This is a genomic window from Sphingomonas sp., assembly GCF_965227385.1.
GTDB lineage: Bacteria > Pseudomonadota > Alphaproteobacteria > Sphingomonadales > Sphingomonadaceae > Sphingomonas.
In genome coordinates, this window is sequence record NZ_OZ245750.1 from 3,465,746 (window position 1) to 3,487,376 (window position 21,631).

At 66.8% G+C, this 21,631-nt stretch carries 21 protein-coding genes and 1 riboswitch; of the genes, 12 read left to right on the forward strand and 9 right to left on the reverse strand.

All coding sequences use genetic code 11. The annotated features are described in order from the left end of the window. The 3 genes from ACO05N_RS17005 to ACO05N_RS17015 are packed head-to-tail and all read left to right on the forward strand — an operon-like array spanning position 1 to position 2,220. Positions 1-567, forward strand: coding sequence for a cupin domain-containing protein (locus ACO05N_RS17005; RefSeq protein ID WP_422058170.1), 567 nt, complete (start codon positions 1-3; stop codon positions 565-567). Continuing rightward, positions 567-1,460 carry an NAD-dependent epimerase/dehydratase family protein gene (locus ACO05N_RS17010; RefSeq protein ID WP_422058171.1) on the forward strand — a complete coding sequence of 298 codons (894 nt, stop codon included), beginning with the start codon at positions 567-569 and terminating at the stop codon, positions 1,458-1,460. The genes ACO05N_RS17005 and ACO05N_RS17010 overlap by 1 nt, the downstream gene beginning before the upstream one ends. Beyond that, positions 1,447-2,220: an SDR family NAD(P)-dependent oxidoreductase gene (locus tag ACO05N_RS17015; protein WP_422058172.1), complete on the forward strand. Its 774-nt coding sequence runs from the start codon at positions 1,447-1,449 to the stop codon at positions 2,218-2,220. Before ACO05N_RS17010 ends, ACO05N_RS17015 begins: the two co-directional genes overlap by 14 nt. Here the strand turns inward: ACO05N_RS17015 and ACO05N_RS17020 are convergent. From ACO05N_RS17020 to ACO05N_RS17030, 3 genes are read right to left on the reverse strand one after another with little or no spacing between them, the layout of a single operon-like run. Continuing rightward, positions 2,217-3,167, reverse strand: coding sequence for a fumarylacetoacetate hydrolase family protein (locus ACO05N_RS17020; RefSeq protein WP_422058173.1), 951 nt, complete (start codon positions 3,165-3,167; stop codon positions 2,217-2,219). The two genes, ACO05N_RS17015 and ACO05N_RS17020, sit on opposite strands and share 4 nt — an antisense overlap. Beyond that, positions 3,167-4,324, reverse strand: a complete 1,158-nt coding sequence (locus ACO05N_RS17025; protein WP_422058174.1) for an alpha/beta hydrolase family protein — start codon at positions 4,322-4,324, stop codon at positions 3,167-3,169. The genes ACO05N_RS17020 and ACO05N_RS17025 overlap by 1 nt, the downstream gene beginning before the upstream one ends. Before the next feature lie 3 nt (positions 4,325-4,327). Then, on the reverse strand, positions 4,328-5,230 hold the full coding sequence (locus ACO05N_RS17030) for a VOC family protein (RefSeq protein WP_422058176.1): 903 nt from the start codon (positions 5,228-5,230) through the stop codon (positions 4,328-4,330). 104 nt (positions 5,231-5,334) lie between these two features. Between ACO05N_RS17030 and ACO05N_RS17035 the strand changes: the two genes are divergently transcribed. The 4 genes from ACO05N_RS17035 (at position 5,335) to ACO05N_RS17050 (ending at position 8,576) form a co-directional block, all read left to right on the forward strand. Further along, entirely contained in the window at positions 5,335-6,234 is a 900-nt protein-coding gene (locus tag ACO05N_RS17035) for a LysR family transcriptional regulator (RefSeq protein WP_422058177.1), read from the forward strand. Positions 6,235-6,298: 64 nt separating this feature from the next. Further along, on the forward strand, positions 6,299-7,426 hold the full coding sequence (locus ACO05N_RS17040; protein ID WP_422058773.1) for a cobalamin-independent methionine synthase II family protein: 1,128 nt from the start codon (positions 6,299-6,301) through the stop codon (positions 7,424-7,426). Further along, positions 7,423-7,812 (forward strand): nuclear transport factor 2 family protein, encoded by a 390-nt coding sequence (locus tag ACO05N_RS17045; RefSeq protein ID WP_422058178.1) that lies wholly within the window; start codon positions 7,423-7,425, stop codon positions 7,810-7,812. The genes ACO05N_RS17040 and ACO05N_RS17045 overlap by 4 nt, the downstream gene beginning before the upstream one ends. Before the next feature lie 14 nt (positions 7,813-7,826). Beyond that, positions 7,827-8,576, forward strand: a complete 750-nt coding sequence (locus ACO05N_RS17050; protein ID WP_422058179.1) for an IclR family transcriptional regulator — start codon at positions 7,827-7,829, stop codon at positions 8,574-8,576. 35 nt (positions 8,577-8,611) lie between these two features. On the opposite strand, the gene desA is transcribed toward ACO05N_RS17050, so the two are convergent. Together desA and ACO05N_RS17060 are read right to left on the reverse strand one after the other, a co-directional pair. Then, positions 8,612-10,003, reverse strand: coding sequence for a syringate O-demethylase (desA, locus tag ACO05N_RS17055; RefSeq protein ID WP_422058180.1), 1,392 nt, complete (start codon positions 10,001-10,003; stop codon positions 8,612-8,614). 13 nt (positions 10,004-10,016) lie between these two features. Beyond that, a complete protein-coding gene (locus tag ACO05N_RS17060) occupies positions 10,017-10,733 on the reverse strand; it encodes an alpha/beta fold hydrolase (RefSeq protein WP_422058181.1) in 717 nt (238 codons plus the stop codon). Positions 10,734-10,819: 86 nt separating this feature from the next. Between ACO05N_RS17060 and ACO05N_RS17065 the strand changes: the two genes are divergently transcribed. Further along, entirely contained in the window at positions 10,820-11,707 is an 888-nt protein-coding gene (locus tag ACO05N_RS17065; protein WP_422058182.1) for a methylenetetrahydrofolate reductase, read from the forward strand. Further along, positions 11,704-12,558, forward strand: coding sequence for a formyltetrahydrofolate deformylase (gene purU / locus ACO05N_RS17070; RefSeq protein WP_422058183.1), 855 nt, complete (start codon positions 11,704-11,706; stop codon positions 12,556-12,558). Before ACO05N_RS17065 ends, purU begins: the two co-directional genes overlap by 4 nt. Positions 12,559-12,839: 281 nt before the next feature. On the opposite strand, the gene ACO05N_RS17075 is transcribed toward purU, so the two are convergent. Continuing rightward, positions 12,840-13,322 (reverse strand): MarR family winged helix-turn-helix transcriptional regulator, encoded by a 483-nt coding sequence (locus tag ACO05N_RS17075; RefSeq protein WP_422058184.1) that lies wholly within the window; start codon positions 13,320-13,322, stop codon positions 12,840-12,842. A gap of 112 nt (positions 13,323-13,434) precedes the next feature. Between ACO05N_RS17075 and ACO05N_RS17080 the strand changes: the two genes are divergently transcribed. Continuing rightward, positions 13,435-14,451, forward strand: coding sequence for an alpha/beta hydrolase (locus ACO05N_RS17080; RefSeq protein ID WP_422058185.1), 1,017 nt, complete (start codon positions 13,435-13,437; stop codon positions 14,449-14,451). 24 nt (positions 14,452-14,475) lie between these two features. Further along, positions 14,476-14,907 (forward strand): organic hydroperoxide resistance protein, encoded by a 432-nt coding sequence (locus ACO05N_RS17085; protein WP_422058186.1) that lies wholly within the window; start codon positions 14,476-14,478, stop codon positions 14,905-14,907. A gap of 102 nt (positions 14,908-15,009) precedes the next feature. Here the strand turns inward: ACO05N_RS17085 and ACO05N_RS17090 are convergent, their stop codons facing one another. Genes ACO05N_RS17090 through ACO05N_RS17100 form a run of 3 tightly spaced genes read right to left on the reverse strand, consistent with a single transcriptional unit; the run spans position 15,010 to position 20,544 of the window. Next, positions 15,010-18,348, reverse strand: a complete 3,339-nt coding sequence (locus ACO05N_RS17090) for an error-prone DNA polymerase (RefSeq protein WP_422058187.1) — start codon at positions 18,346-18,348, stop codon at positions 15,010-15,012. Beyond that, a complete protein-coding gene (locus ACO05N_RS17095; protein WP_422058188.1) occupies positions 18,345-19,880 on the reverse strand; it encodes a Y-family DNA polymerase in 1,536 nt (511 codons plus the stop codon). Before ACO05N_RS17095 ends, ACO05N_RS17090 begins: the two co-directional genes overlap by 4 nt. After that, on the reverse strand, positions 19,786-20,544 hold the full coding sequence (locus ACO05N_RS17100) for an ImuA family protein (protein WP_422058189.1): 759 nt from the start codon (positions 20,542-20,544) through the stop codon (positions 19,786-19,788). Before ACO05N_RS17100 ends, ACO05N_RS17095 begins: the two co-directional genes overlap by 95 nt. 154 nt (positions 20,545-20,698) lie before the next feature. On the opposite strand from ACO05N_RS17100, the gene ACO05N_RS17105 reads away from it, so the two are divergent. Beyond that, the gene (locus ACO05N_RS17105) at positions 20,699-21,256 is read left to right on the forward strand and encodes a DUF1993 domain-containing protein (protein ID WP_422058191.1); all 558 of its coding nucleotides are present in this window, start codon (positions 20,699-20,701) and stop codon (positions 21,254-21,256) included. Positions 21,257-21,348: 92 nt separating this feature from the next. Next, positions 21,349-21,569: riboswitch (cobalamin riboswitch) on the forward strand. Positions 21,570-21,631: the final 62 nt, after the last annotated feature.

A 21,631-nucleotide genomic window follows, 5' to 3' on the forward strand; every position in this document is an offset into this window, starting at 1 on the left:
ATGACCAAACCAGTCCGTCGCGTCGTTACTGGCCATGATACCAGCGGGCGCGCGATCATCCAGGAGGATGGTGCCGCGCCGCGTGTTCAGCAGATCGGCGGCCCGGCGGGTCCGATGTTCCACGAAATCTGGAATACGCAGCAGACGCCGGTCCTGATCGACGCCGCCTCGGGCGAGCCGCATGAGGACGGCATCAAGCTCGCCCCGCCCAAGGGCGGCACCCGGATCCGCGTGCTCGACATCCCGCCCGAGAGCGACGAGATCCGCACCATGTCGCCCGAAGAGGCGCAGGCGCATTTCGCCGAGGTGGGCGCGGGCGACGCGTCGGCGCATCATGGCGAGGGCAGCCGCCACGCGCTGATGCACCGCACCGAAACGATCGATTACGGCATCGTGCTGGAGGGCGAACTGGTCCTGATCATGGATGAGGGCGAGACCACCGTGCGCGCGGGCGATATCGTGATCCAACGCGGCACTAACCATGGCTGGTCGAACCGCTCGGACGCCAATTGCCGCATCGCCTTCATCCTGATCGACGGCGAATTCGCGCCGGAACTGAAGCGGTAATGTTGCTCGCGATCACCGGCGCGGCGGGGTTCGTCGGCCGGGCGGTCGTGCGGCTGCTCGCCGCGCAGCATCCGGAGATCGAGCTGTTGCTCGCCGACCGGGAGGTGGTCGTGTTCGATGGGCACGAAACCCTCGCGGGTGATCTGACCGATCCGGCGGTGATCGCAGCGCTGACGGCGCCGCACATCGACGCGGTGCTGCACCTTGCCGCGCTGCCTGGCGGCGCAGCCGAGCGGAATCCCGAGGGGTCACGCGCGATCAACCTTGACGTGCCGCTGGCGCTGATCGAGGCGATGCGCGGGCGCAGACTGGTGATCGCGGGGTCGATCGCGGTGTTCGGCGGCGTGCTGCCCGATCCGGTGGACGATGCGACGGTCCCCACGCCGACGACTGTTTACGGCACGCACAAGCGCATGGTCGAGCTGGCCTTCGCCGATGCAATGCGGCGCGGCGCGGTGTCGGGCTTTGCGCTGCGACTGCCGGGGATCGTTGCCCGCCCGGCCGCGGCCGGAGGGTTTGGTTCGGCCTTTCTGAGCGATATCTTCCACACCGCAATGGCGGGTACGCCGCTGTGCGTGCCGGTGGCTGCGGACTCAACCAGCTGGCTGATGTCGGTGCGCTGCTGCGCGGCCAATCTGGTGGCCGCGGCGCTGGGCGAACGGGCGGCTCAGGCGGCGGTGACGCTACCGGCGCTGCGCGTGACGATCGGCGATTTGGTGGCGGAACTGTCGCGCCATGGCGATGTATCGGGCATTCGGTTCGAGGAGATTCCGGCGACGCGCGCGACATTCGGGAGCTATCCCGAGCTGCGCACCTCCCGCGCCGACGCGCTCGGCTTTCGGCATGACGGCAGCCTGACGCAGCTGGTGGAGGCAGTGCTTGCCGACCTCTGACGCCCTATCGGCCTTTCGCCTGGATGGGCGGACCGCGCCGATCACCGGGCCGGTGCGAGGCATCGGGCTGGCGATTGCGCGGCTATTTGCGGGCGCAGGCGCGCGCCTGGTGCTGGCCGATGTCGATGCGGTGGCGTGCGATGTGCTTGCCGGTGAACTGGGCGGCATCTCGATCCCGACCGACGTTGGCGACGCTGCGGCGATCGCGCGGCTTGCGGAGCAGGCCGAGGCGCAGACCGGCGGCATCGATATTCTCGTCTGCAATGCCGGAATTGCCGGGCGGGCATCGCCGCTGCACGCATTGGATGAGGTCGATCGCGAGCGGCTCTACGCGATCAACCTGCTCCACCCGCTGCGGCTGACCGGCCATCTCGCCCCGGCGATGGCGACGCGGGGGCGGGGCAGCATCGTGCTGCTGTCGAGCATCGCCGGGCTGCGCGGCAATGCGCTGCTGGGCCATTACGGGATGACCAAGGCGGCGCTGGCGCAGCTTGCCCGCAACCTGGCCGTCGAATGGGGGCCGTCGGGGGTGCGCGCCAACGCGATTGCGCCTGGGCTGATCGCGACCGACTGGGCGGGCGCGATCCTGTCGAGCGCGGAGCGCGCCGCGCGGCGGCTGGGCATGACGCCGCTACGCCGCGCCGGATCGCCGGACGAGGTTGCGGCGACCACGCTCTACCTCGCCAGCGATGCGGGCGGATTTACCACCGGCCAGACGATCGTGGTCGATGGCGGGACGCTGATTTCGGACGGGAGTTAGCCCTTCACAACCCGCTGATCGATCGCGCCGAAGGGCGAGGCGCCCTCCCCTGCCCGCATCGCGACGCGGCTGCCGAAGGCCAGGAACGGCGTCTGCGGCGCGCCGTGAGCGATCATCTCGATCGCGCGGCGTTCGGACATGCAGGTCGATCCGACCGTCTCATGCTCCGCGTTCGACACCGTACCCGACCCGATGATGGTGCCGGCGGGCAGCGAACGGGTGCGCGCGGCGTGCGCGATTAGCTCGTGAAAGCCATAGCCCATCGCCGCGCCATTCGGGCTGCCGAACCATCTGCCATCGACCTCGACCGTCAGTGGCAGGTGGATGCGCCCGTCGCGCCAGGCATCGCCCAGCGCGTCGGGCGTCACCGCAAACGGCGCGACGCTGCACGCGGGCTTCGCCTGCACCCAGCCGAAGCCGGTCTTCATCTCCGGAATTGCGATGGCGCGCAGCGACCAGTCGTTGATCAACACCACCAGCCGCACATGAGCCAGCGCGTCGGCAGCCGAGCACCCCATCGGCACGTCGCCGGTGATGACGCCGAACTCGCCCTCGAAATCGATACCATCCGCCTCGCTGGGAAACGGCACATCGGCGGTCGGCGCGATGAAGTGATGGCTCATCCCCTGATACATCAGTGGCAGATCGGTTTCGATCGGCGCATGGCCGAAGGCGAGCTGCATCAGCGCGCCGTGATTGGCGAAGGCCGATCCGTCGAGCCATTGCCACGCACGCGGCAGCGGCGCGGCAAAATCGTCCGGCCGGACCGCCTCACCGCTCTCCGCCGCGTTGGCCGCTGCGGTCAGCGCGCCCTGTGCCGCATCCCAATCGTCGAGCGCGGCCTGAAGCGTCGCATAGCCCGCGACCGGCGCGACCCGCGCGCCGTCGCGGCTGACCGCCACCAACGTCCCGTCGCGCCCGCCGCGCCGCAGTGTCGCGAGCCGCATCAGGACAGCTTTCCGCCGAGCGTGTCGGCGAACCAGTCAGCGATATAGTCGCGACCAAAGCTCATATTGTCCGCGCCGACATGCTCGACCCCGCCCTCGCGATCGGTAAACAGCTTGAGTTCGCGGCGCGGCGAGTTGACCAGCTGGTCATAGCAATCCTGCGCATAATCGACGCTGATCTGGCGGTCCTTGGCACCATGGGTGACGAGAAACGGGACCTTCACCCCGCCCATATGGCCGTTGAGGTTCATGTCCTCCGCCTTGGCGAGGAAGTCGTCCATGTCCTCGGCACCGAACGCCCAGATGACGTGCGCCCAGTAATGCGGGACCGGATTCTCGCCCTCACGCTTCAGGCGCTTCTGCTGCACCTCGGCCCAATTGTGGTTGGCACCCCAGCAGGCGCCGCTGGCGAAGCGCGGTTCATAGGCGACCGCGCGCGGGGCGAAATGACCACCGAGCGAAATGCCGGTCATGCCGATTCGCTTGGGATCGACGTCGGGCTGGGTTTCCAGCCAGTCGATCGCCTTGCTCGCCCAATTCTCGCTGTGCGGGTCGACGGGGAGGTTCTGGAGGCGCAGCGCCTCACCCGTGCCCGGCTGATCGACGCACAGGGTCGAAATGCCGCGCTTCGCCAGTGCTTCGGGCAGGCGCGACCAGTAGAGCAGCTCCTTGCAGCTATCGAGGCCGTTGCAATAAACCACCACCGGATGCGGCCCCGGCCCTTCGGCGCGAGTGTAGAGCGCGGGCATGGTGCCGGTGGTCAGCGGGATCTCGACCCGCTCACGGTTGATCGAACCGAGCCGGGTCGAGCGCGCAAAGGTGTCGAGTGCGCGCGCATAGGTTTCGGCGCGGCCCGGATGGCCATGACCCTGCATCCGCTCGGCCACGAGCAGATAGAGCGAGGCGCGCTCGAGCTTGTCGGAGGCGGAGTAGCCGCGCCCGGCGGCCTCATCCTCATCCGCCAGGCCGATCAGCTTGTCGCCCATCTCGACCCATTTAGCCATGAATTGCGGCGTGCCGGCATCCGAACCCGACGCGGCGGCGTCCCGGATCGGTTGACACATATCGACGATCTCGCCGATCCGCCCGCCACTTTCCAGCGCGATCGCGACCGACAGGTTCCAGATGTAATTCGGGAAATATTCGAACAATGCCATGACTTAAGCCTCTGCTGCCTGGAACAGGCCGGCATCGGCCTCGGGATGCGGCATGGTCTGCGGGCCGCCGACGCCGACGCCCCACTGGTCCATCACGGTCGGTCCGGGGACATGGACCTTGTCGACATGGCTCTCGAAATCGACCTCCTCCAGCTCCGAGGTATATTCGACCGCAAAACCGCTCGGCGTGGTGAAATAGCTGAAGGTGTTGTTGCCCGCCGTGTGCCGCCCCGGGCCCCAGCGGATATCGGTGCCCTTCTTCCGCAGGCGGCTGATGCCGCGCATCATGTCGTCCACGGTCAGCATGTCATAGGCGACATGGTTGAGGCAGGCGGGTCCGGGTAGGATCGCGATGCGGTGATGCGCGCTGTTGCAGCGCAGGAAGCACATGAAATCACCCAGCCAATCGCTGACGCGGAAGCCGAGCACATCGACGAAGAACTTCACCATCGCCTGATGATCGGGAGAGTGGAGCACGATATGGCTGATCTTCTGCGGCACGCCGTCCCAGCGCTGCATCGCGCGGCTCGATCCGCGCGCGACGTCGCTCGAAATCTCGAACGGCAGTCCATCGGGTGAGAAGAAGCGGAAGCCATAGCCGCCGCCCGGCGCGGTCAGATCGCGCGGGGCATGGATGATCTGGCAGCCGGCCGCTGCAACCTTGTGATGCAACGCGTCGACATCGGCGCGATTGTCCGCAGCCAGCGCGATCACGTCGATCCGCTTGGTATCGGCCGCGCGCAGCCGGACGACATGATGCTCGTCATGCCCCTGCGCCTTGAAATAGGTCATGCCGTCGTCCGACGGGACCGGCTCCAGCCCCCAGACATCGGCGTAAAATGCGCGTTCTTCCTCAAGCGCTGTAACGGCATATCCGACGTAGCGGATTTCGCTTACTCTGCTCATGCATCCTGCTCCGAATTTGGTTGGGCATGACCTACCGCCAAGCCGCAGCATTGAAAAACTTATAGTTCTGATCCATTTGAATTGATCCAAATGATGGATTGGCGATGCGTTTCAAGGGACTGGACCTTAACCTGATCGTCGCGTTCGAGGCGCTGATGAGCGACCGCAGCGTGTCGCGCGCGGCGGAGCGGCTGAACCTGAGCCAGCCGGCGATGAGCAATGCGCTGGCGCGGCTGCGCAGCTATTTCGGCGACGAGCTGCTGATCGCGCGCAACAAGCGGATGTATCCGACACCCTTTGCCGAAACGCTGCTGCCGCAGGTGCGCCAGGCGCTGGAGACAATGGAGGGCGTGATCGCGACGTCCCGCCATTTCGATCCGGCGACGACCAACCGGACGTTCCGGATCATGACGTCGGACTATATCGCGACGTCGATCCTGTTCCCGATCGTCACCCGCCTTGCCGCGACCGCGCCAGGGGTTCGGATCGAGTTGTTGCTGCCCAGCCCGCGACGGATCGAGCTGCTCGAAAGCGGCGGGATCGACCTGCTCATCACGCTCCAGGAATATGTGGCGCCCGAATTGCCGTCGGAGCGGTTGTTCGAGGACGAATACCGGCTGGTCGGGCGCGCGGGGCATCCGGCGCTGAGCGCTGAGACGACGCTGGCGGCGATGCTGGCGTATGAGCATGTTCATGTCGCGATCGGCGACGAACGGCTGCCGAGCTTTGGCGACGCCTATCTCGACCGCATGGGAATCCAGCGCCGAGTCGCGATGATCGCGCCCAATTTCGGCATGCTCCCATGGTTGCTTCAGGACACCGACTGGCTCGCGCTGATCCAGGGGCGGCTGGCGGCGCAAATGGCGCGCAACTTCCCGCTGATGACGGTGGTCCCACCGCTGCCGGTCCCGCCGCTGGTCGAGATGGCGCAATATCATGTCACGCGCAGCAACGATCCGGGGATGCGCTGGCTGATCGACCTGATCCGCAGTTCCACCGGTTAGTTCGCAAATATGATGCTTGCACATCCGTGAAACGATGCCATCACCGCCGCAATATCAGGAGACGGTGATGATCGCGACGACGCATGTGGGCAGCCTTCCGCGCGGTGATGAACTGACCCCGCTGCTGCTCGCCCGCGACAAGGGTGAGCCCTATGACGCGGCGCTGTTCGACGCGCGCGTTCAGGCCGCGGTTGATGCCGCGGTGGCGCAGCAGGTCGCATGCGGGGTCAGCATCGTCAGCGACGGAGAATTGGGGAAGGTCGGCTATTCGACCTATATGATCGAACGGCTGGAGGGCTTTGGCGGGCATATCGACCGCCGCCCCGCCGCCGACCTCGCCGCGCATCCCGGTCTTGCGCGCAAGCTATCGGCGATCATGGGGTCGCAGGAATTCACCCGCGCGTCGTGCATCGGCCCGGTGCGGCTGAAAACGCTCGATCCGCTGCACGACGATATCCGCCGCTTCCGCCACGCGCTCGACCAGGCGGGTGGCGGCGCGCGCGGGTTCATGAACGCCGCCTCGCCCGGCCTGATCACTGCGTTTCAGGTCAACCGCCATTATCCATCGCACGAGGCATACCTTACCGATCTGGTCGACGCGATGCGCCCGGAATATGAGGCGATCGTCGCCGCGGGCTTCGACCTTCAGCTCGACTGCCCCGACCTTGCCATGTCGCGGCACACCGGCTTTCAGGACCAGAGCGACGCCGAGTTCCTCGCGACCGCTGCCGCCAATGTCGAAGCGCTCAACGCCGCCACCGCGAACATCCCCGCCGAGCGGATGCGGATGCATGTCTGCTGGGGGAATTATGAAGGGCCGCATGACTGCGACATTGCGCTCGACAAGGTCATCGACATCGTCCTCACCGCGCGCCCGGGCACGATCCTGTTCGAAGCGGCCAATCCGCGCCACGAGCATGAATGGACGGTTTGGCGCGACGCGGCGCTGCCCGACGACAAGAAGCTCGCACCGGGGCTGATCGACACCTGTTCCAACTATGTCGAGCATCCCGAACTGATCGCCCAGCGGATCGAGCGCTATGCGCGGATCGTCGGCAAGGACCGGGTGATCGCCAGCACCGATTGCGGGTTCGGCACCTTTGCCGGTTATGGCAAGATCGATCCCGACGTGACGTGGAAGAAGCTGCGCGCGCTGCGTGAGGGCGCGGATCTGGCGGACGCACGGCTTTGACCCCGGAGGCCGCCCGCGCTATCGAGGCGGACTGCGCCAAGCTGGTCGCACGCTACGCCAATCTCAACGATGCCGCGCGCTGGGCGGAGCTAGCGAACCTCTATGCCGAGGATGGCAGGATGAGCCGCCCGACCGCGCCCGATGACTGGATCACCGGGCGCGCGACGATCCTGGCGGCATTCCTCGCCCGCCCCGCGCGCACGACGCGGCACATCTGCTCCAATGTCGTCATCGACGTGATCGATGCGGATCATGCGATCGGCGAATCCGCGATGCTGCTGTTCACCGGCGACGGCGCGCCCAAAGTCGGCAGCTTCCACGACCGCTTCATCCGCACCGATGCCGGATGGCGATTTGCCGAGCGCCGGGGTAGTCTGACCTTCTGAACAACGGAAGCCGAATGACCAAACCCACCCAGCCAACGGTCAAGTCCGCGATGCGGACGCTCGACATCATCGAATATGTCGTCGGCAATCCTTCAGGCGTGGCGGCGCAGGACATTGCCGCCGCACTGCAGATTCCGGTCAGCAGCCTGTCCTATCTGCTCGCGACGCTGTGCGAGCGGACTTATCTGCGGCGCGAGGGTCGCCGCTATCTCGCCGGCGCCGGTCTGGAGCGGCTGCGCATGCCCGCCAGCGCAATGTCGATCGAGGATCGCGTGGCGCCCCAGGTGCACGCGTTGCGCCGGTCGCTGAACGAAACCACGTCGTTCTTCACTCTGACCGAGTGGGAGATCGAGGCCCGCGTGACCGAGACCGCCGAACAGGCGCTGCGCTATGCGGTCAGTGTCGGCGCGCGCGCGCCGCTGCATTGCATGGCCGCGGGAAAGGCAATCCTGTCGAGCTTCGATGATGCCACATTGGCGCGCTATTTCGACGAAGCCCCCCGCCCGCTGTTCACCCCGCGCACGATCGCCGACGAGGCAACGTTGCGCGGTCAGATCGCGGCGGTGCGCGACACCGGCTTTGCGCTGACGGACGAGGAATATACGCTAGGCGTCTGTGGCATCGCCCGCGTGGTGCGGATCGACGGCGTCGCGGTGGGCGCGCTCGCCGTGGCGCTGCCCAAGCTGCGCCACACGGCGGAGGCGCGCACACAGATCATGGACCGCCTGACCGCCGCCTGCGCCGCGATCGATGCAGGGGCGTAGCCGGGCAGACCGCAGCGGCCTGCCCGGCACCACAATCACCCGCGCGTACGCCAGCCCTCGGCATAGGAATCGCGCGCGACTTCCGAATAGGGCGCGGGGGCGACGGTCGCCTTGATCTCGACCTGCACGTGCCGCTCGACGGTCGGCTTGCGCGTGCCGCCATCGGGCTCGCCCCACACGAAGGTCACTTCGGTGCCGGGCTCGGCAACGTCCGCGTCGACCATCGCCAGCGTCAGGAAGCGGCCTTCATTGGCGGTGTAGCCGATCCAGGTCGAGATGCCGACCGGGCGGCCATCCTTGAGCACCGCGTCATAGGGGTGCATCGCGTAAACCGCGCTCGGGAAGTCGAGGAACTTCGCGCGATCGCCCTTTTGCAGCATCGAGCTCATCACCCGCAGCATGTCCTGCGTATCGAGCGCCAGCGTCACCTTGCGGCGATGCGGCTGGTCCTTCATCCGCTCCAGCGCCTCGCGGCCGATAAAGTCATGGTCGAACTTGACCATGTGCCCATATCCCAGGTCCCACGGCGTCAGGTAGTAGTCCTCGATCCTCTCGGACACGAAGCTGCCGCCGACCGACGCGCCCGCCTCATAGGACTTGGCCGACAGCCACGCGCGATACTCGGCGAGCGAGTCGCCGGTGTAGATCGCCGGCAGCGGCGAGGGGATCCAGCCCGATTCCAGCGTGTTCGACGCATAGGTCCGCCCACCGCACGGCGTCAGGCCGAACTCCGTGCCCGCTTCGATCAGCGCGTTGCGGACCGTGTCATAGTCCTTCCACGGGCCGAACAGCTCGTACCCCGGCTGGCCGACCATGCCGTGGCGCAGCGCGCGCACTTCGACGCCGGCGATCTCGACCGGGGCCATGTGGAAGAATTTGAGCTCGGGCGGGGTCGCGCCCATCGCCTTTTCGAGCACCTTCATCGCGTTCGGACCCTGCAGCTGGAAGCGATAGTTGCGGCGATTATCCTTGTCCGGCCGCGCGGCGGTGCGCTCGTCACGCTCGACTTTGACGTCCCATTTGCCCGACGCTGCGTGGAATTCGACCCATTCGATCGACGGCGCGCGCCCGACCAGCTCGAAGGTGTTCTCCTCAAGATAGAACAGGATCACGTCGCCGATGACATAGCCTTCTGGGGTGACCGGGGCGAACTGCTTGGCGCGGTTGGGGACGAAGCCGTTGAAGCTGTTGGGTGCGAGATAGTGCAGCATCTCGAACGCGTCCGGCCCGGTGACGAGCAGGTCCACCATGTGGAAGCTCTGGTTGAACAAGACGGCGGTGTTCGCCCAGGACAATTGCTCGTCGCGCCAGTTGGAATATTCGGCCGGAACGCCCGGATAAGCGTTGGGGCCGACCTGCTGGTTGCGCAGGAAATCGACAATGTTGGTCTGTTCGTCGAGCAGTTGCTGAAGCGTCTTGTCGGTCATGGTCGTGCCTCTCCTAAGCTGGGGTCATGGCGGGGATGGCGAGCCATTCCCGGATCCGGGTGTTGAATTGTTGCGGCTCTTCCGCGGGGGCCATGTGGCCAGCAGCGCCGATGACATGCAGCGTTGCCCGCGCGATCCGCGCGGCGATGTCCCGGTGCTGATCTATGGTCGACCATTGGTCTTCGGCACCGACCACGACCGCGACCGGACAGGTCAGCGCCTGCAGCACGGCGTCGGTGTCGGGGCGGTTTAACAGCGCCTCGGTCTGCGCCTCGAACACCGCCTGCCCGGCGCGCAGGCACATGGCCCGCAGCACCGCCATCAATTGCGCATTGGCACGCGCGGCTTCACCGACCATCGGCGGCAACCACGCATCGACCAGCCGGTCGAACCCCTCGCGGCGACCGAGGTCGCGCAGCGCATATCGGCTTTCTGCTTCGCCCTCACGCACGCCATGCACGCCGGTGTCGGCGATCATCAGCCGGGTGACGCGATCGGGTACGCGCGCGAGCAGCTCGAGCGCGACCCGAGCGCCCATCGAATGCCCGATCAGCGCGAAATTGGCTGGCGCGGAGGCAAGGACATGCTCTGCCATCGCCCCGATCGTGTCCGCGCCCCCATAATGGTCGTCGATCGTGCGCGCCTGCGGGAATGCCGCCAGCGTCGCCGCGAACATGCCCGCGTCGCACATCAATCCCGGCAGGATCAGCAGGTCTTCGCGCAAGTCCATTTCAATCCGCATACGTGAATTATTCGTCTATGCGAATTTGAGTCTGCGCGCTAGACGCAAATCTTCAATCCAGGACGCGGAATCCGGTGCCCCCTCCCCTCATCCACCCCAACTGGTCCCGCCCCGCCACGTCGGCGATCGACGGCTATTCGATCGAGATCACCGCCAAGGATGCCGAGGCCCTGCGCACGGTCGCGCCGCGTATCCCGCCGGCGACGCCGATCGCCATCGCCTTCCTGCCCGGCGAGACCCTCGACGCGCGGGTGCGCGCCGCGCAGACGATCCGTGCCCTGGGGTTTGAGCCGATGCCGCATTTCTCCGCGCGGCGGATCGGGTCCGGCGCAGAATTCGAGGATTATCTGGCCGCCGTGGTCGATCAGGCCGGGGTGCAGCGCTGCTTCGTGGTCGCGGGCGATCCGTCCACGCCCGCCGGACCATTCGCCGACAGTGCGTCGCTGATCGCGACGGGCGCGTTCGAACGCTGCGGGATCCGCGCGATCGGGGTCGGCGGGCATCCCGAAGGCCATCCAAATATGACGCAGGCCGAGTGTTTCGCGGTGCTCGACGGCAAATGCCAAGAGATCGCGCGGCGCGGCATGGCCCCGCTCATCGTCACGCAATTCGGCTTCGACGCCGATGCTGTGGTCCGCTGGCTGACCGAATTGCGCCGCCGCAAGATCGACGCACCGGTGCGGCTGGGCGTGCCTGGACCGGCAGGGATCAAAACGCTGATGCGCTATGCCACGCTGTGCGGCGTCGGGGCATCGACTGCCGTGCTGCGCAAATACGGCCTCTCGCTCGGCAACCTGATCGGCAGCGCCGGCCCGGACCGCTTCGTCGCGACGCTAGCGGCGGGGCTGACGCCCGATCACGGGCCGGTCCGGCTGCATTTCTACCCCTTTGGCGGCCTGGCACGCACGCTCGACTGGATCGATGCCTATGCGCGGGCAAACGAAACGGACACCACCGCATGACCGAAACCTGCACCCTTACCCTACACTGCACTGACCGGCAGGGGATCGTCGCCACGGTTGCCGGCTTCCTCACCCGATCGGGCTGCAACATCGTCGAATCGCAGCAATATAACGACACGATCACCGGTGGCTTCTTCATGCGCGTTGTGTTCGCGGCGCCCGCCGGGGCAGTGGGCGATATTGAGACGCGCTTTGCCGAGCTGGCACGGGGCTGGGGCATGGACTGGAAATTCCGCGTCAATTCCCGCCCCCCGCGCGTACTGCTGCTGGTGTCGAAGTTCGATCATTGTCTGGGCGACCTGCTCTATCGCCGCCGTATCGGCGAGCTGAGGATGGATGTCGTCGGGATCGTCTCGAACCATCCCCGCGAAGCGCTCGCCACCTCGATGATCGGCGACATCCCCTATTACCATCTGCCGGTCACGCCCGACACGAAGCCCGCACAGGAGGCAGCGATCAAGGCGATCGTCACCGACGCCGGCGCGGAACTGGTGGTGCTGGCCCGCTACATGCAGATCCTCTCGGACGATCTCGCCGCCTTCCTGGCGGGGCGGTGCATCAACATCCACCACAGCTTCCTGCCCGGTTTCAAGGGCGCCAAGCCCTATCACCAGGCCTATCAGCGCGGGGTGAAGATGATCGGCGCGACCGCGCATTACGTCACCGCCGATCTCGATGAAGGCCCGATCATCCATCAGGATGTCGAGGCGATTTCGCACGCCGACACGCCCGACGATCTGGTGCGCAAAGGGCGCGATATCGAGCGCCGCGTCCTCGCCACCGCAGTCCACTACCATCTTGAGGATCGCGTGCTGCTGAACGGCGCGCGCACCGTCGTCTTCAAGGCGTAAGCGACGCCCGGCCTTCCTTGTGACATCGCCGACCTTGCCGACATTACCGGTACGACCATCTTCACCTCAGACCGCGCACGACGCGCGCCTGGACCGATGCCGACCGCCGGTTCAGGACCGGCATGATGGACACGCTGGTCGCCTCGCGCGCGCAGACAGGCCGGCAATGCCGTTGCACCAAGCAGCGAACGCGCGGGGCTGCGCTTCGTGAAGCTGGAGGGATAAACGCCGACAGCAGCGATGCTCCACGTCAAACGCCAGCACGCGTTTGAGAACATGGATCAGTCGGCGGTCCCGTCCGGGGACGCTGGAGCGTTCCTCAGGGCAGCGCCGAGCGCCGCCAGCTTTTGGTTCAACGCCTGCAACTCCGTCGGCTGCATTCCCGTTGCCTCGAGCACCGCGACTGGGATGCAGCCGAGCGCATCATCGATCACAGCATGGCCGGCATCGGTCAGTGCCAGCCGGACGACCCGTTCATCCTGCTTGTCCCGCGTGCGGGTCACCAGCCCCGCCGCCTCCAGCCGCTTGATGAGCGGGGTAAGCGTATTCGACTCCAGATGGAGCTTGCCGCCAAGTTCGCTCACCGTCTGGCTATCCTTACCGCGCAAGGCCACCAGCGCGATATATTGCGGGTAGGTGATGCCGAACCGGTCGAGCAGCGGCTTGTAGACCCGGTTGAACGCCAACCCTGCGGCATAAACCGAAAAGCATAGGAACTGGTCGAGCGGCTCGCCCTGGTCGGCGGAATGGAGGGTCTCTGTCATAGCTGAAATATAAATCGCACGCGATTAAATCGCAATGGTTGACAGCGCAAATCCCAGTGCTATTTAGATCGCACACGATTTAATCGTGAGCGATTATAAAGGAACCCGACCGATGCGCACCATGATCCAATTGTCCGCCCTAGCCTCGACCGCATTGCTGGCGTTCGCCTCCACGCCCGCCATGGCCCAGACGCTCGAGCCGTCCGCCGCTGCTTTCGCGAAGGCTGCTGCTGCGGGAAAGCCGATTTACGAACTGCCCTATGCCGACGCTCGCGCCGTGCTGGCCGGTGTGCAGGCCGACACCGTCGCCGCCTCCGCCGCAACGTCGACGCAAGACCTCGTCTGGAAAATTGGTCCCACCGGGCAGGTCCGCGTGCGCGTTGTGCGCCCGGCGGATGCTTCCGGCGCGCTGCCCGCAATCCTCTATTATCACGGCGGCGGATGGGTGATGGGCGATCGCAAGACGCATGATCACCTGATCCGCGAACTGGCGGTGCAGGCGCGCGCGGCGGTCGTCTTTGTCGAATATGATAACGCTCCGGAAGTCCGCTACCCGGTCAACAACGAACAGGCCTATGCCGCGCTCGACCATGTCGCCGCGCATGGCGCATCGCTGGGAATCGACGCGACGCGGCTGGCGGTCGCGGGTGACAGCGCCGGCGGCAACATGGCGATCGCGGTGACGATGATGGCCAAAGATCGCGCGGGTCCCAAGATCAGCCATCAGCTGCTCTTCTATCCGGTCACCGATGATGTCTCGAACAATTCCTCCTATCGCGCATTCGGCAACGGACCGTTCCTGACCCGCCCGGCAATGGATTATTTCCTGGCGGCCAACTACCCCGCCGACCGGCGCAAGGACGTGCTCGCCTTCCCGCTGCGCGCCTCGCTCGAGCAGCTTGCCGGCCTGCCTGAGGCCACCGTCATCGTGGCCGAAAACGATCTGCTGCGCGACGAGGGTGAGGCGTATGGACGCCGCCTGATCGAAGCCGGCGTCCCCGTCGTCGTCACCCGCTACAACGGAACCATCCACGATTTCGTGATGCTCAACCCGCTTGCACAGAGCGCGCCGGCCCGCGCCGCCATCGCCCAGGGCGCCCAGCGCCTGCGCAGCAGCTTTGCCCGTTAATCCCAACTGGAAAGGAACACTGACATGACCAAGATTCTCTATTCGACCCGCGCCACCGCAACCGGTGGCCGCGACGGCACGGCGCGCACCGACGACGGCACGTTCGAAGTGGCACTTGCAACGCCAAAGGAACTGGGCGGAAACGGCCAGGGCAACAACCCCGAACAGCTCTTTGCTGCGGGCTATGCCGCCTGCTTTCTCAGCGCGATGAAGTTCGTCGGTACCCAGGGCAAGCATGCGCGCCTGCCCGCCGATGCCAGCGTCAGCGCGACGGTCGGCATCGGGCCGCGCGCGGACAAGGGCTTCGGCCTTGCCGTGACGCTGGACGTATTGCTGCCCGGTCTGAGCCGCGACGAGGCCGAAGCACTGGTCGCCGAGGCCGACACGGTATGTCCCTATTCGCATGCGGTGCGCGGGAACATCTCGGTCGATCTCAACATCGCGCAAAACGCCTGATCCCATCGCATTGGCCCGGACAGAATGAGCTTGTCCGGGCCAATCATGGTGCGCCGGTCAGCGCAGCGGGCCGATGCCGCCGACCAATCGCCACTGGCCAAGTCAGTGGAAATCGCGCGATCTCGGCAGGATCCGGACATCGCGCGGATGGCGGCTCTGGACTGGGCGTACAACCTCATCGGGGCGGCACAGCTCCGGTTGTGGCGCCGCATCGCCCAAGCGGCGGAGGAGATCGGTTCGGTCGAACACGCGCGACGCCATCAGGTGAACCACCCCCTCCTTGCTGCGCTGGACCTCGCCCTCGACCACCATCAGCCGCGCGCTCATCACCGCCCGGCGATTAATTTCGAACAGGCGCGCCCAGAGCAGGATGTTGGTCACGCCGGTTTCGTCCTCGATCGTGATGAAGATGGCGTTGCCCTTGCCGGGGCGCTGACGGATCAGCACGACGCCGCCGGTACGCACCCGGCGCCCGGCCTTGGCGGCGCTGGTTTCGGCGCAGCTCAGCACCCCTTCCGCCTGCAGCACCGGGCGCAGGAAGGTCATCGGATGGTCCTTCAGCGACAGGCGGATCGTCTGGTAATCCGCCGCAACTTCCTCGCTTTGCGGCATGGCGGGCAGGTCGATCACCGGTTCGGTTCCCAGCTCACGTGCGCGTGCGGCGGCGAATAGCGGGAGCTCGCCCGACGGCGTGCGCCGCGCCTCCCACAGCGCATCGCGCCGCGACAGGCCGAGCGATCCATAGGCATCGGCATCGGCCAGCAGCCGCAGCGCGCGCGCCGGCAGGTCGGCGCGGCGCGCCAGCGGCTCGATCGCATCGAAGCGCCCCGAGGCGCGCGCCGCCACCAGCGCATCGGCCCAGTCGGCGCGGAACTCGTCGATCTGGCGCAACCCCAGCCGCAGCGCCAGCGTGCCCGCTGCATCGCGCTCCAGGCTATTGTCCCACTCGCTATGGTTCACGTCGATCGCGCGGACCTCGACCCCATGTTCGCGCGCGTCGCGCACAATCTGGGCGGGGGCGTAAAAGCCCATTGGCTGTGAGTTGAGCAAGGCGCAGGCGAACGCTGCCGGGTGATGGCATTTGATCCAGGACGACACATAGACCAGCCGGGCAAAGGACAGCGCATGGCTTTCGGGAAAGCCGTAGCTGCCGAACCCCTTGATCTGGTTGTAGCAACGCTGCGCGAAGTCCGCCGTATAGCCCTTGGCGACCATGCCATCGACCATCTTCGCTTCGAACAGCCCGATCGTGCCGACATTGCGGAACGTCGCCATCGCCCGGCGCAGCTGGTTCGCCTCGGACGGGGTGAACCCCGCCGCGACGATCGCCAGCTTCATCGCCTGCTCCTGAAAGATCGGCACGCCATAGGTCTTGCCGAGCAACATGCGCAGCTCATCAGGATCGTGCGGCGGTTTGGGTGAGGGAAACTCGGCACGTTCCTCTCCGCACCGCCGCCGCAGATAGGGGTGGACCATATCCCCTTCGATCGGCCCGGGCCGCACGATCGCGACCTGCACGGTCAGGTCATAGAGATTGCGGGGTTTCAGGCGCGGGAGCATGTTCATCTGCGCCCGGCTTTCGACCTGGAACACCCCGACGCTGTCGCCGCGTTGCAGCATGGCATAGACGGCGGGGTCGTCGGACTGGAGATCGACCTCCAGCGTGTGATCCCCCTCCCCCTCCGCGCGGATCAGGTCGAACGCCTTGCGGATGCAGGTCAGCATGCCGAGCGCGAGCACATCGACCTTCATGATCGACAGCGCGTCGATATCGTCCTTGTCCCATTCGATGAAGGTGCGGCCCTCCATCGCGCCATGGTGCAGCGGCACCGTCTCATCCAGCCGGTCCTGCGTCAGCACGAAGCCGCCGACATGCTGCGACAGATGGCGCGGAAACGGGGCGGCGAGCAGCTGCCCGGCCAGGTCGATCAGGCGGCGGATTTCGGGGGCTTGAGGGTCGAACCCCGCTTCGCTCACCCGCTTGTCGGGCAGGTCACGGCTGAAGCTGCCCCAGACGGTGCTGACGATCCGCGCGGTGACGTCCTCGCTCAACCCCAGCGCCTTGCCGACCTCCCGCACCGCGCTGCGCGGCCGATAATGGATCACCGTGGCGGCGATGGCGGCGCGGTGGCGGCCATAGCGGCGATAGATATACTGGATCACCTCCTCGCGCCGTTCATGTTCGAAATCGACATCGATGTCGGGCGGCTCGTCGCGCTCCTCCGACACGAAGCGGGAGAAGAGCAGATCATATTCAGTCGGGTCGACCGAGGTGACGCCGAGCAGAAAACACACGATCGAATTGGCCGCGCTGCCACGCCCCTGACACAGGATCGGCGGCTGCTGGCTGCGCGCGAAGTTCACCAGATCGTGGACGGTCAGAAAGTAAAAGGCATAGTTGCGCGCGCGGATCAGCTCGAACTCTTCGGCCAGCAGCGCCATGACCTTGTCCGGCAACACCGCGCCGTAGCGCGCCTTGGCCGCTTCGGTGACGATATGCTCCAGCCAGTCCTGCGCCTCCCAGCCCTCCGGCACCGGCTCATGCGGATATTCGTAGCGCAGTTGATCGAGGTCGAACGCAATGCGGTCGAGCAGCAACCCGGTCTGCGCAATCGCGTCGGGGCAGGCGGCGAACAGCCGGGCCATCTCCTCGGGCGATTTCAGGTGCCGTTCGGCATTCGCCTCCAGCCGCCGTCCGGCCTGGGTGATCGTCACGCCAGCCTGAATGCAGGTCAATATGTCGTGCAGCGGGCGGCAATCCGGCGTGGCATAGAGCACATCGGCGGTCGCGATCAGCGGCACGCCCGCGGACGCCGCCAGTGCCTGCAACTCCGCCAGCCGCCGCGCATCATCCCCGCGCCGCGCCATGCACGCCCCCAGCCACACCCGCCCGGGCGCAATCCGCGCGAGCCGGGTCAGCAGCGGCTGAAGCCCGGCGGGCTGGACCAGCGCAAGCGGCGGGACCGGCGCATCGCTGTCATGCGCGACCGGATCGCGATGCGCGCGCTGGGCCACCGCGCTCGAACCGGGCAGGACGATCAGCAACAGATCGTCGTGGAACGCGATCAGATCCTCGAGCCGCAGGATGCAATCCCCCTTTTGCGCGCGCAGATTGCCGGTCGTCAGCAACCGCGTCAGCCGCCCCCAACCGCGCCGGTTGGCGGGATAGGCGACGATGTCCGGGGTGCCGTCGACGAACACCAGTCGCGCGCCGGGAACGAACTTCAATGCTGGCGGCGACAGTCCTGCCTCCTGCGCCGCTGTCCGCGCGTGACGCAGCGCCAGCTGGGCGCGGACGACCCCCGCCACCGTGTTGCGGTCGGCGATGCCGATACCGGTCAGGCCAAGTTCGATCGCGCGCGCAATCAGGTCCGCCGGATGCGACGCCCCGCGCAGGAACGAGAAATGCGACGCCGCGACCAGTTCGGCAAACCCCGTCACGCAAACAAGCCGTGGACATACCAGAGTGGCGCAGGCCGCTCGTCATTCAGGCCGTGCCGGAACAGCCACAAGCGTCGCCCGCGCATATCTTCGACCCGATAATAGTCGCGGGTCAGGCCGGGATCGCCCGGCGCGCGGTGCCACCATTCGGCGGCGATGCGCTCCGGCCCCTCATAGCGCGTCACCTCGTGCAGCGTGCGTTGCCAGCGAAAGCTGCGCGGTGGGCCATCGGGCAATTCGGCGATTACCTCTACCCGCTGGGGCGGATCGAACAGATGGATCGGGCGGCGCGGCGGTTCGCCCGATGGCGGCGCGGGCCAGTCCTGCCGATCGCTCGCGGTCGCGGGTAGCGCGAGCACCGCCTGTTCGGGAATATGCGAATCGCGCGGTACGAAGCGGCGGATGCGCCCGCTGCCGGCCCGCACGCTCAGCCGGTCGATCAGCGCCGAGACATCCTCGGCATGGACCGCCCCGCCCTCCAGTTCGAGCTGCGCAAAGTCGAGCGGCTCGGCGCGCGGCACCGACAGCCGGATCATGTCGAACCCGAACCCCGGGTCGATCGGGTCGGCCAGTGCGCCGATCCGCTCGGTGAACAGCCGCATGATCCGCGCCGGATCGCGCAACGGCTGTCCGCAATCGATCGCCAGATCGACGACATGCCCATCGCTGCGAAACAGCCGCGCGGTAAAGCGCCGCCCGCCCTGACGGCGCGCCTCCATCGCCTGGCCAGCTTCCGCTGCCAGTTCGCCGATCACGGTAAGCGCCGCGTCGGCGCGTGCAATCGGCTCGGCAAAGCGGCGTTCGAACTGCCAGGCGGGGGCGGTGTGGCGTGCCGCGATCGGCTTGCCCGACTTTCCCAGAATACGCGCGAGCAGTTCGGGCAGGTCGGCCCCGAACCGCGCTGCCAGCGGGCCGGTGGGACGGGAGACCAGATCGTCGATGGTCTTGAGGCCAGCCCCCCGCAACGCCGCCTCGGTCTCGCTCTCCAGCTCGAGCGCCGCAACGGGCAGGCGCCGCAACGCCGCCGCTTCGCTTGCCGCCGGTGCGGTCTGAAACCGCGCCAGCGCGCGTGCGCCTTCCGGCGTATCGGCGAGGGCATGGCGCAGATGGCCGGTCCAGCGCCGCATCCGCGCCTCGACCGCCTCCAGCAACCCATATTCGCCCCCGAACAGATGCGCGCAGCCGGTGATGTCGAGCACCAGCCCGTCGGGCGGCTCGATCGCGACGCGCGGCGTAAACCGGTCGCACGCATCGGCAATCCGCTCCAGCCACAGCAGATCGGCGACCGGATCGGCGTCCGCAACCGACAGATCGGGCACCCGCGCCCGTGCATCAGCCAGCGTCAGGCCGGGGGCCAGCCCCAGCGCCATCGCTTCGGGATCGCACGCGGTCAGTCGGATCGCGCCACGCTGCCGTTCGACCACGACGCACGGTGCGCTATCCCGTGCGGCGGAGCCCGGCGGCCCGGATCGCACCAGTCGATCGGTCGCCAGAAAGGGCAGGAACAACGCCAGATAGCGTCGCTTCGTCATGATCTAGATCCCGTAATTGGCCGTGTTCCCGATCCCATTCGACCCGCCAGGTGCCGCCGGCGGGCCGGCCGCGCTGGCGCAGCAATTCGACCGTCCAGGCCGGATATCCCGGCGCATCGGCGGTCAGCGGCACTGACGGGGCCGGCGACACGCCGATGCGCGTCTGCGCGGCGCTGGGCGCCACCGCGCCGCCGACACGCAGCAGCAGTGCAGTCACCCCCGATGCCTCCGCCAACAGCGCCAGGCGCCGGCTGGCCGTAAGGTCATAGGCACGCGGATTGCCCCAGAGTTCGATCACGACGCTGCCCAGCCCGGCACAGCGCACCGCGTCCGCCGCCGCGCGCAGCACCGCCGTCGCATCGGGCAAGACCGCCAGCAGCAACCGCGCCGGATCCATGCCGATCGCGGCGACACCGGGGGCGTGCAACTGACCCTGGCGCAGCTCGGCCGCGCATTCGCGCAGCCAGATCATCTCGCCGCCCAGCCGATGGGCAAGCACGCTGGCAAACCCAGCCCCGCTGCCCGCTTCCGCCTCACTCTGCGCCACAAGTTCATGCACACGCGCGCGCATGATGCCACCGCCCAGCGCGCGATCGATCCGGTCATGCCCGGTCGGCACATGCCCCGCAGCCTCGGTCGCGGCACGGCCACCGCGCTCAATCAACGCGATGCGCCGATGAATCAGGGAAAGCGAATCGACACGCATATGTTCTTTATATGTTCTATTTTTGAAGCTGTATATGCGGTTGGGCCGGATTTGGTGGTGCATGGCCGGCACGTCGCCTAGATCGGCTCCACTACCGCCTGAGGAGACAAGCGTGATCCTGCCCGACCTGATCGTTCCGACCTATGTTCAAATGCTTGGCGCGCTGTCGGGATGGCTGGGCAAAGCCGAGACGCAGGGTACCGGCGATGCGGTCATGGCGGCGCGGCTGGCGCCCGACATGTTCCCGCTCGCGACCCAGATCCGCTTTGCGTGCGTGCAGGCGCAGGAGGGCGTGCATCGCCTGCGCGGCGAGGCGTTCCCGCCCGTTGTCACCGAACTGCTCGACGAAGGCCGCAACGCCGGCGAGCGCCCCGGTACGATCGCCGACGCGCGTGCGCGGATTGCGCAAACGCTGGCGCTACTTGAGCAGGTACGTGACGACATGCCTGCGGTCGATCCGACCACGCCGATCGCGCACACCCTGCCCCAGGGCATGGTGTTCGACCTGACGGCTGAGCAATTCGTGCGCGACTGGGCGCTGCCGCAATTCTACTTCCACCTGATGACTGCCTACGCGATCCTGCGCGCCCGGGGCGTGGAACTGGGCAAGGTCGATTACGTCGCGCACATGTTCGCCTATCTGCGCCCCAAAACCGCTTCGGGCGGCTAAGCGCCGACAGAGATATAAAGAATTCTTTATATTGGGCTTGCAGGGACACCGATGCGGGCGTAGAGGCCAGGTCGACACACGGGGGCAACCCCGTGTTTCATGATCGCGCCGGTGCCCCGAAAGGGGCTTAAACGGGAATGCGGTGCGGGCAGTCTGACTGCCCAAATCCGCAGCTGTCCCTGCAACTGTAAGCGGCGAGCGCGATGCACTTGTTCCCCGTTCGAGGGAACAGCCACTGGGCTTCGCCCCGGGAAGGCCGTGCATCAAGCCCTGACCCGCGAGCCAGGAGACCTGCCGGCGCATGGTCGCTCTTGCCTTGGTCCAGGGAATGGCCGCGGCACGGTCCTCCGTCTGAGCGACGAACCAAGCGGCGGG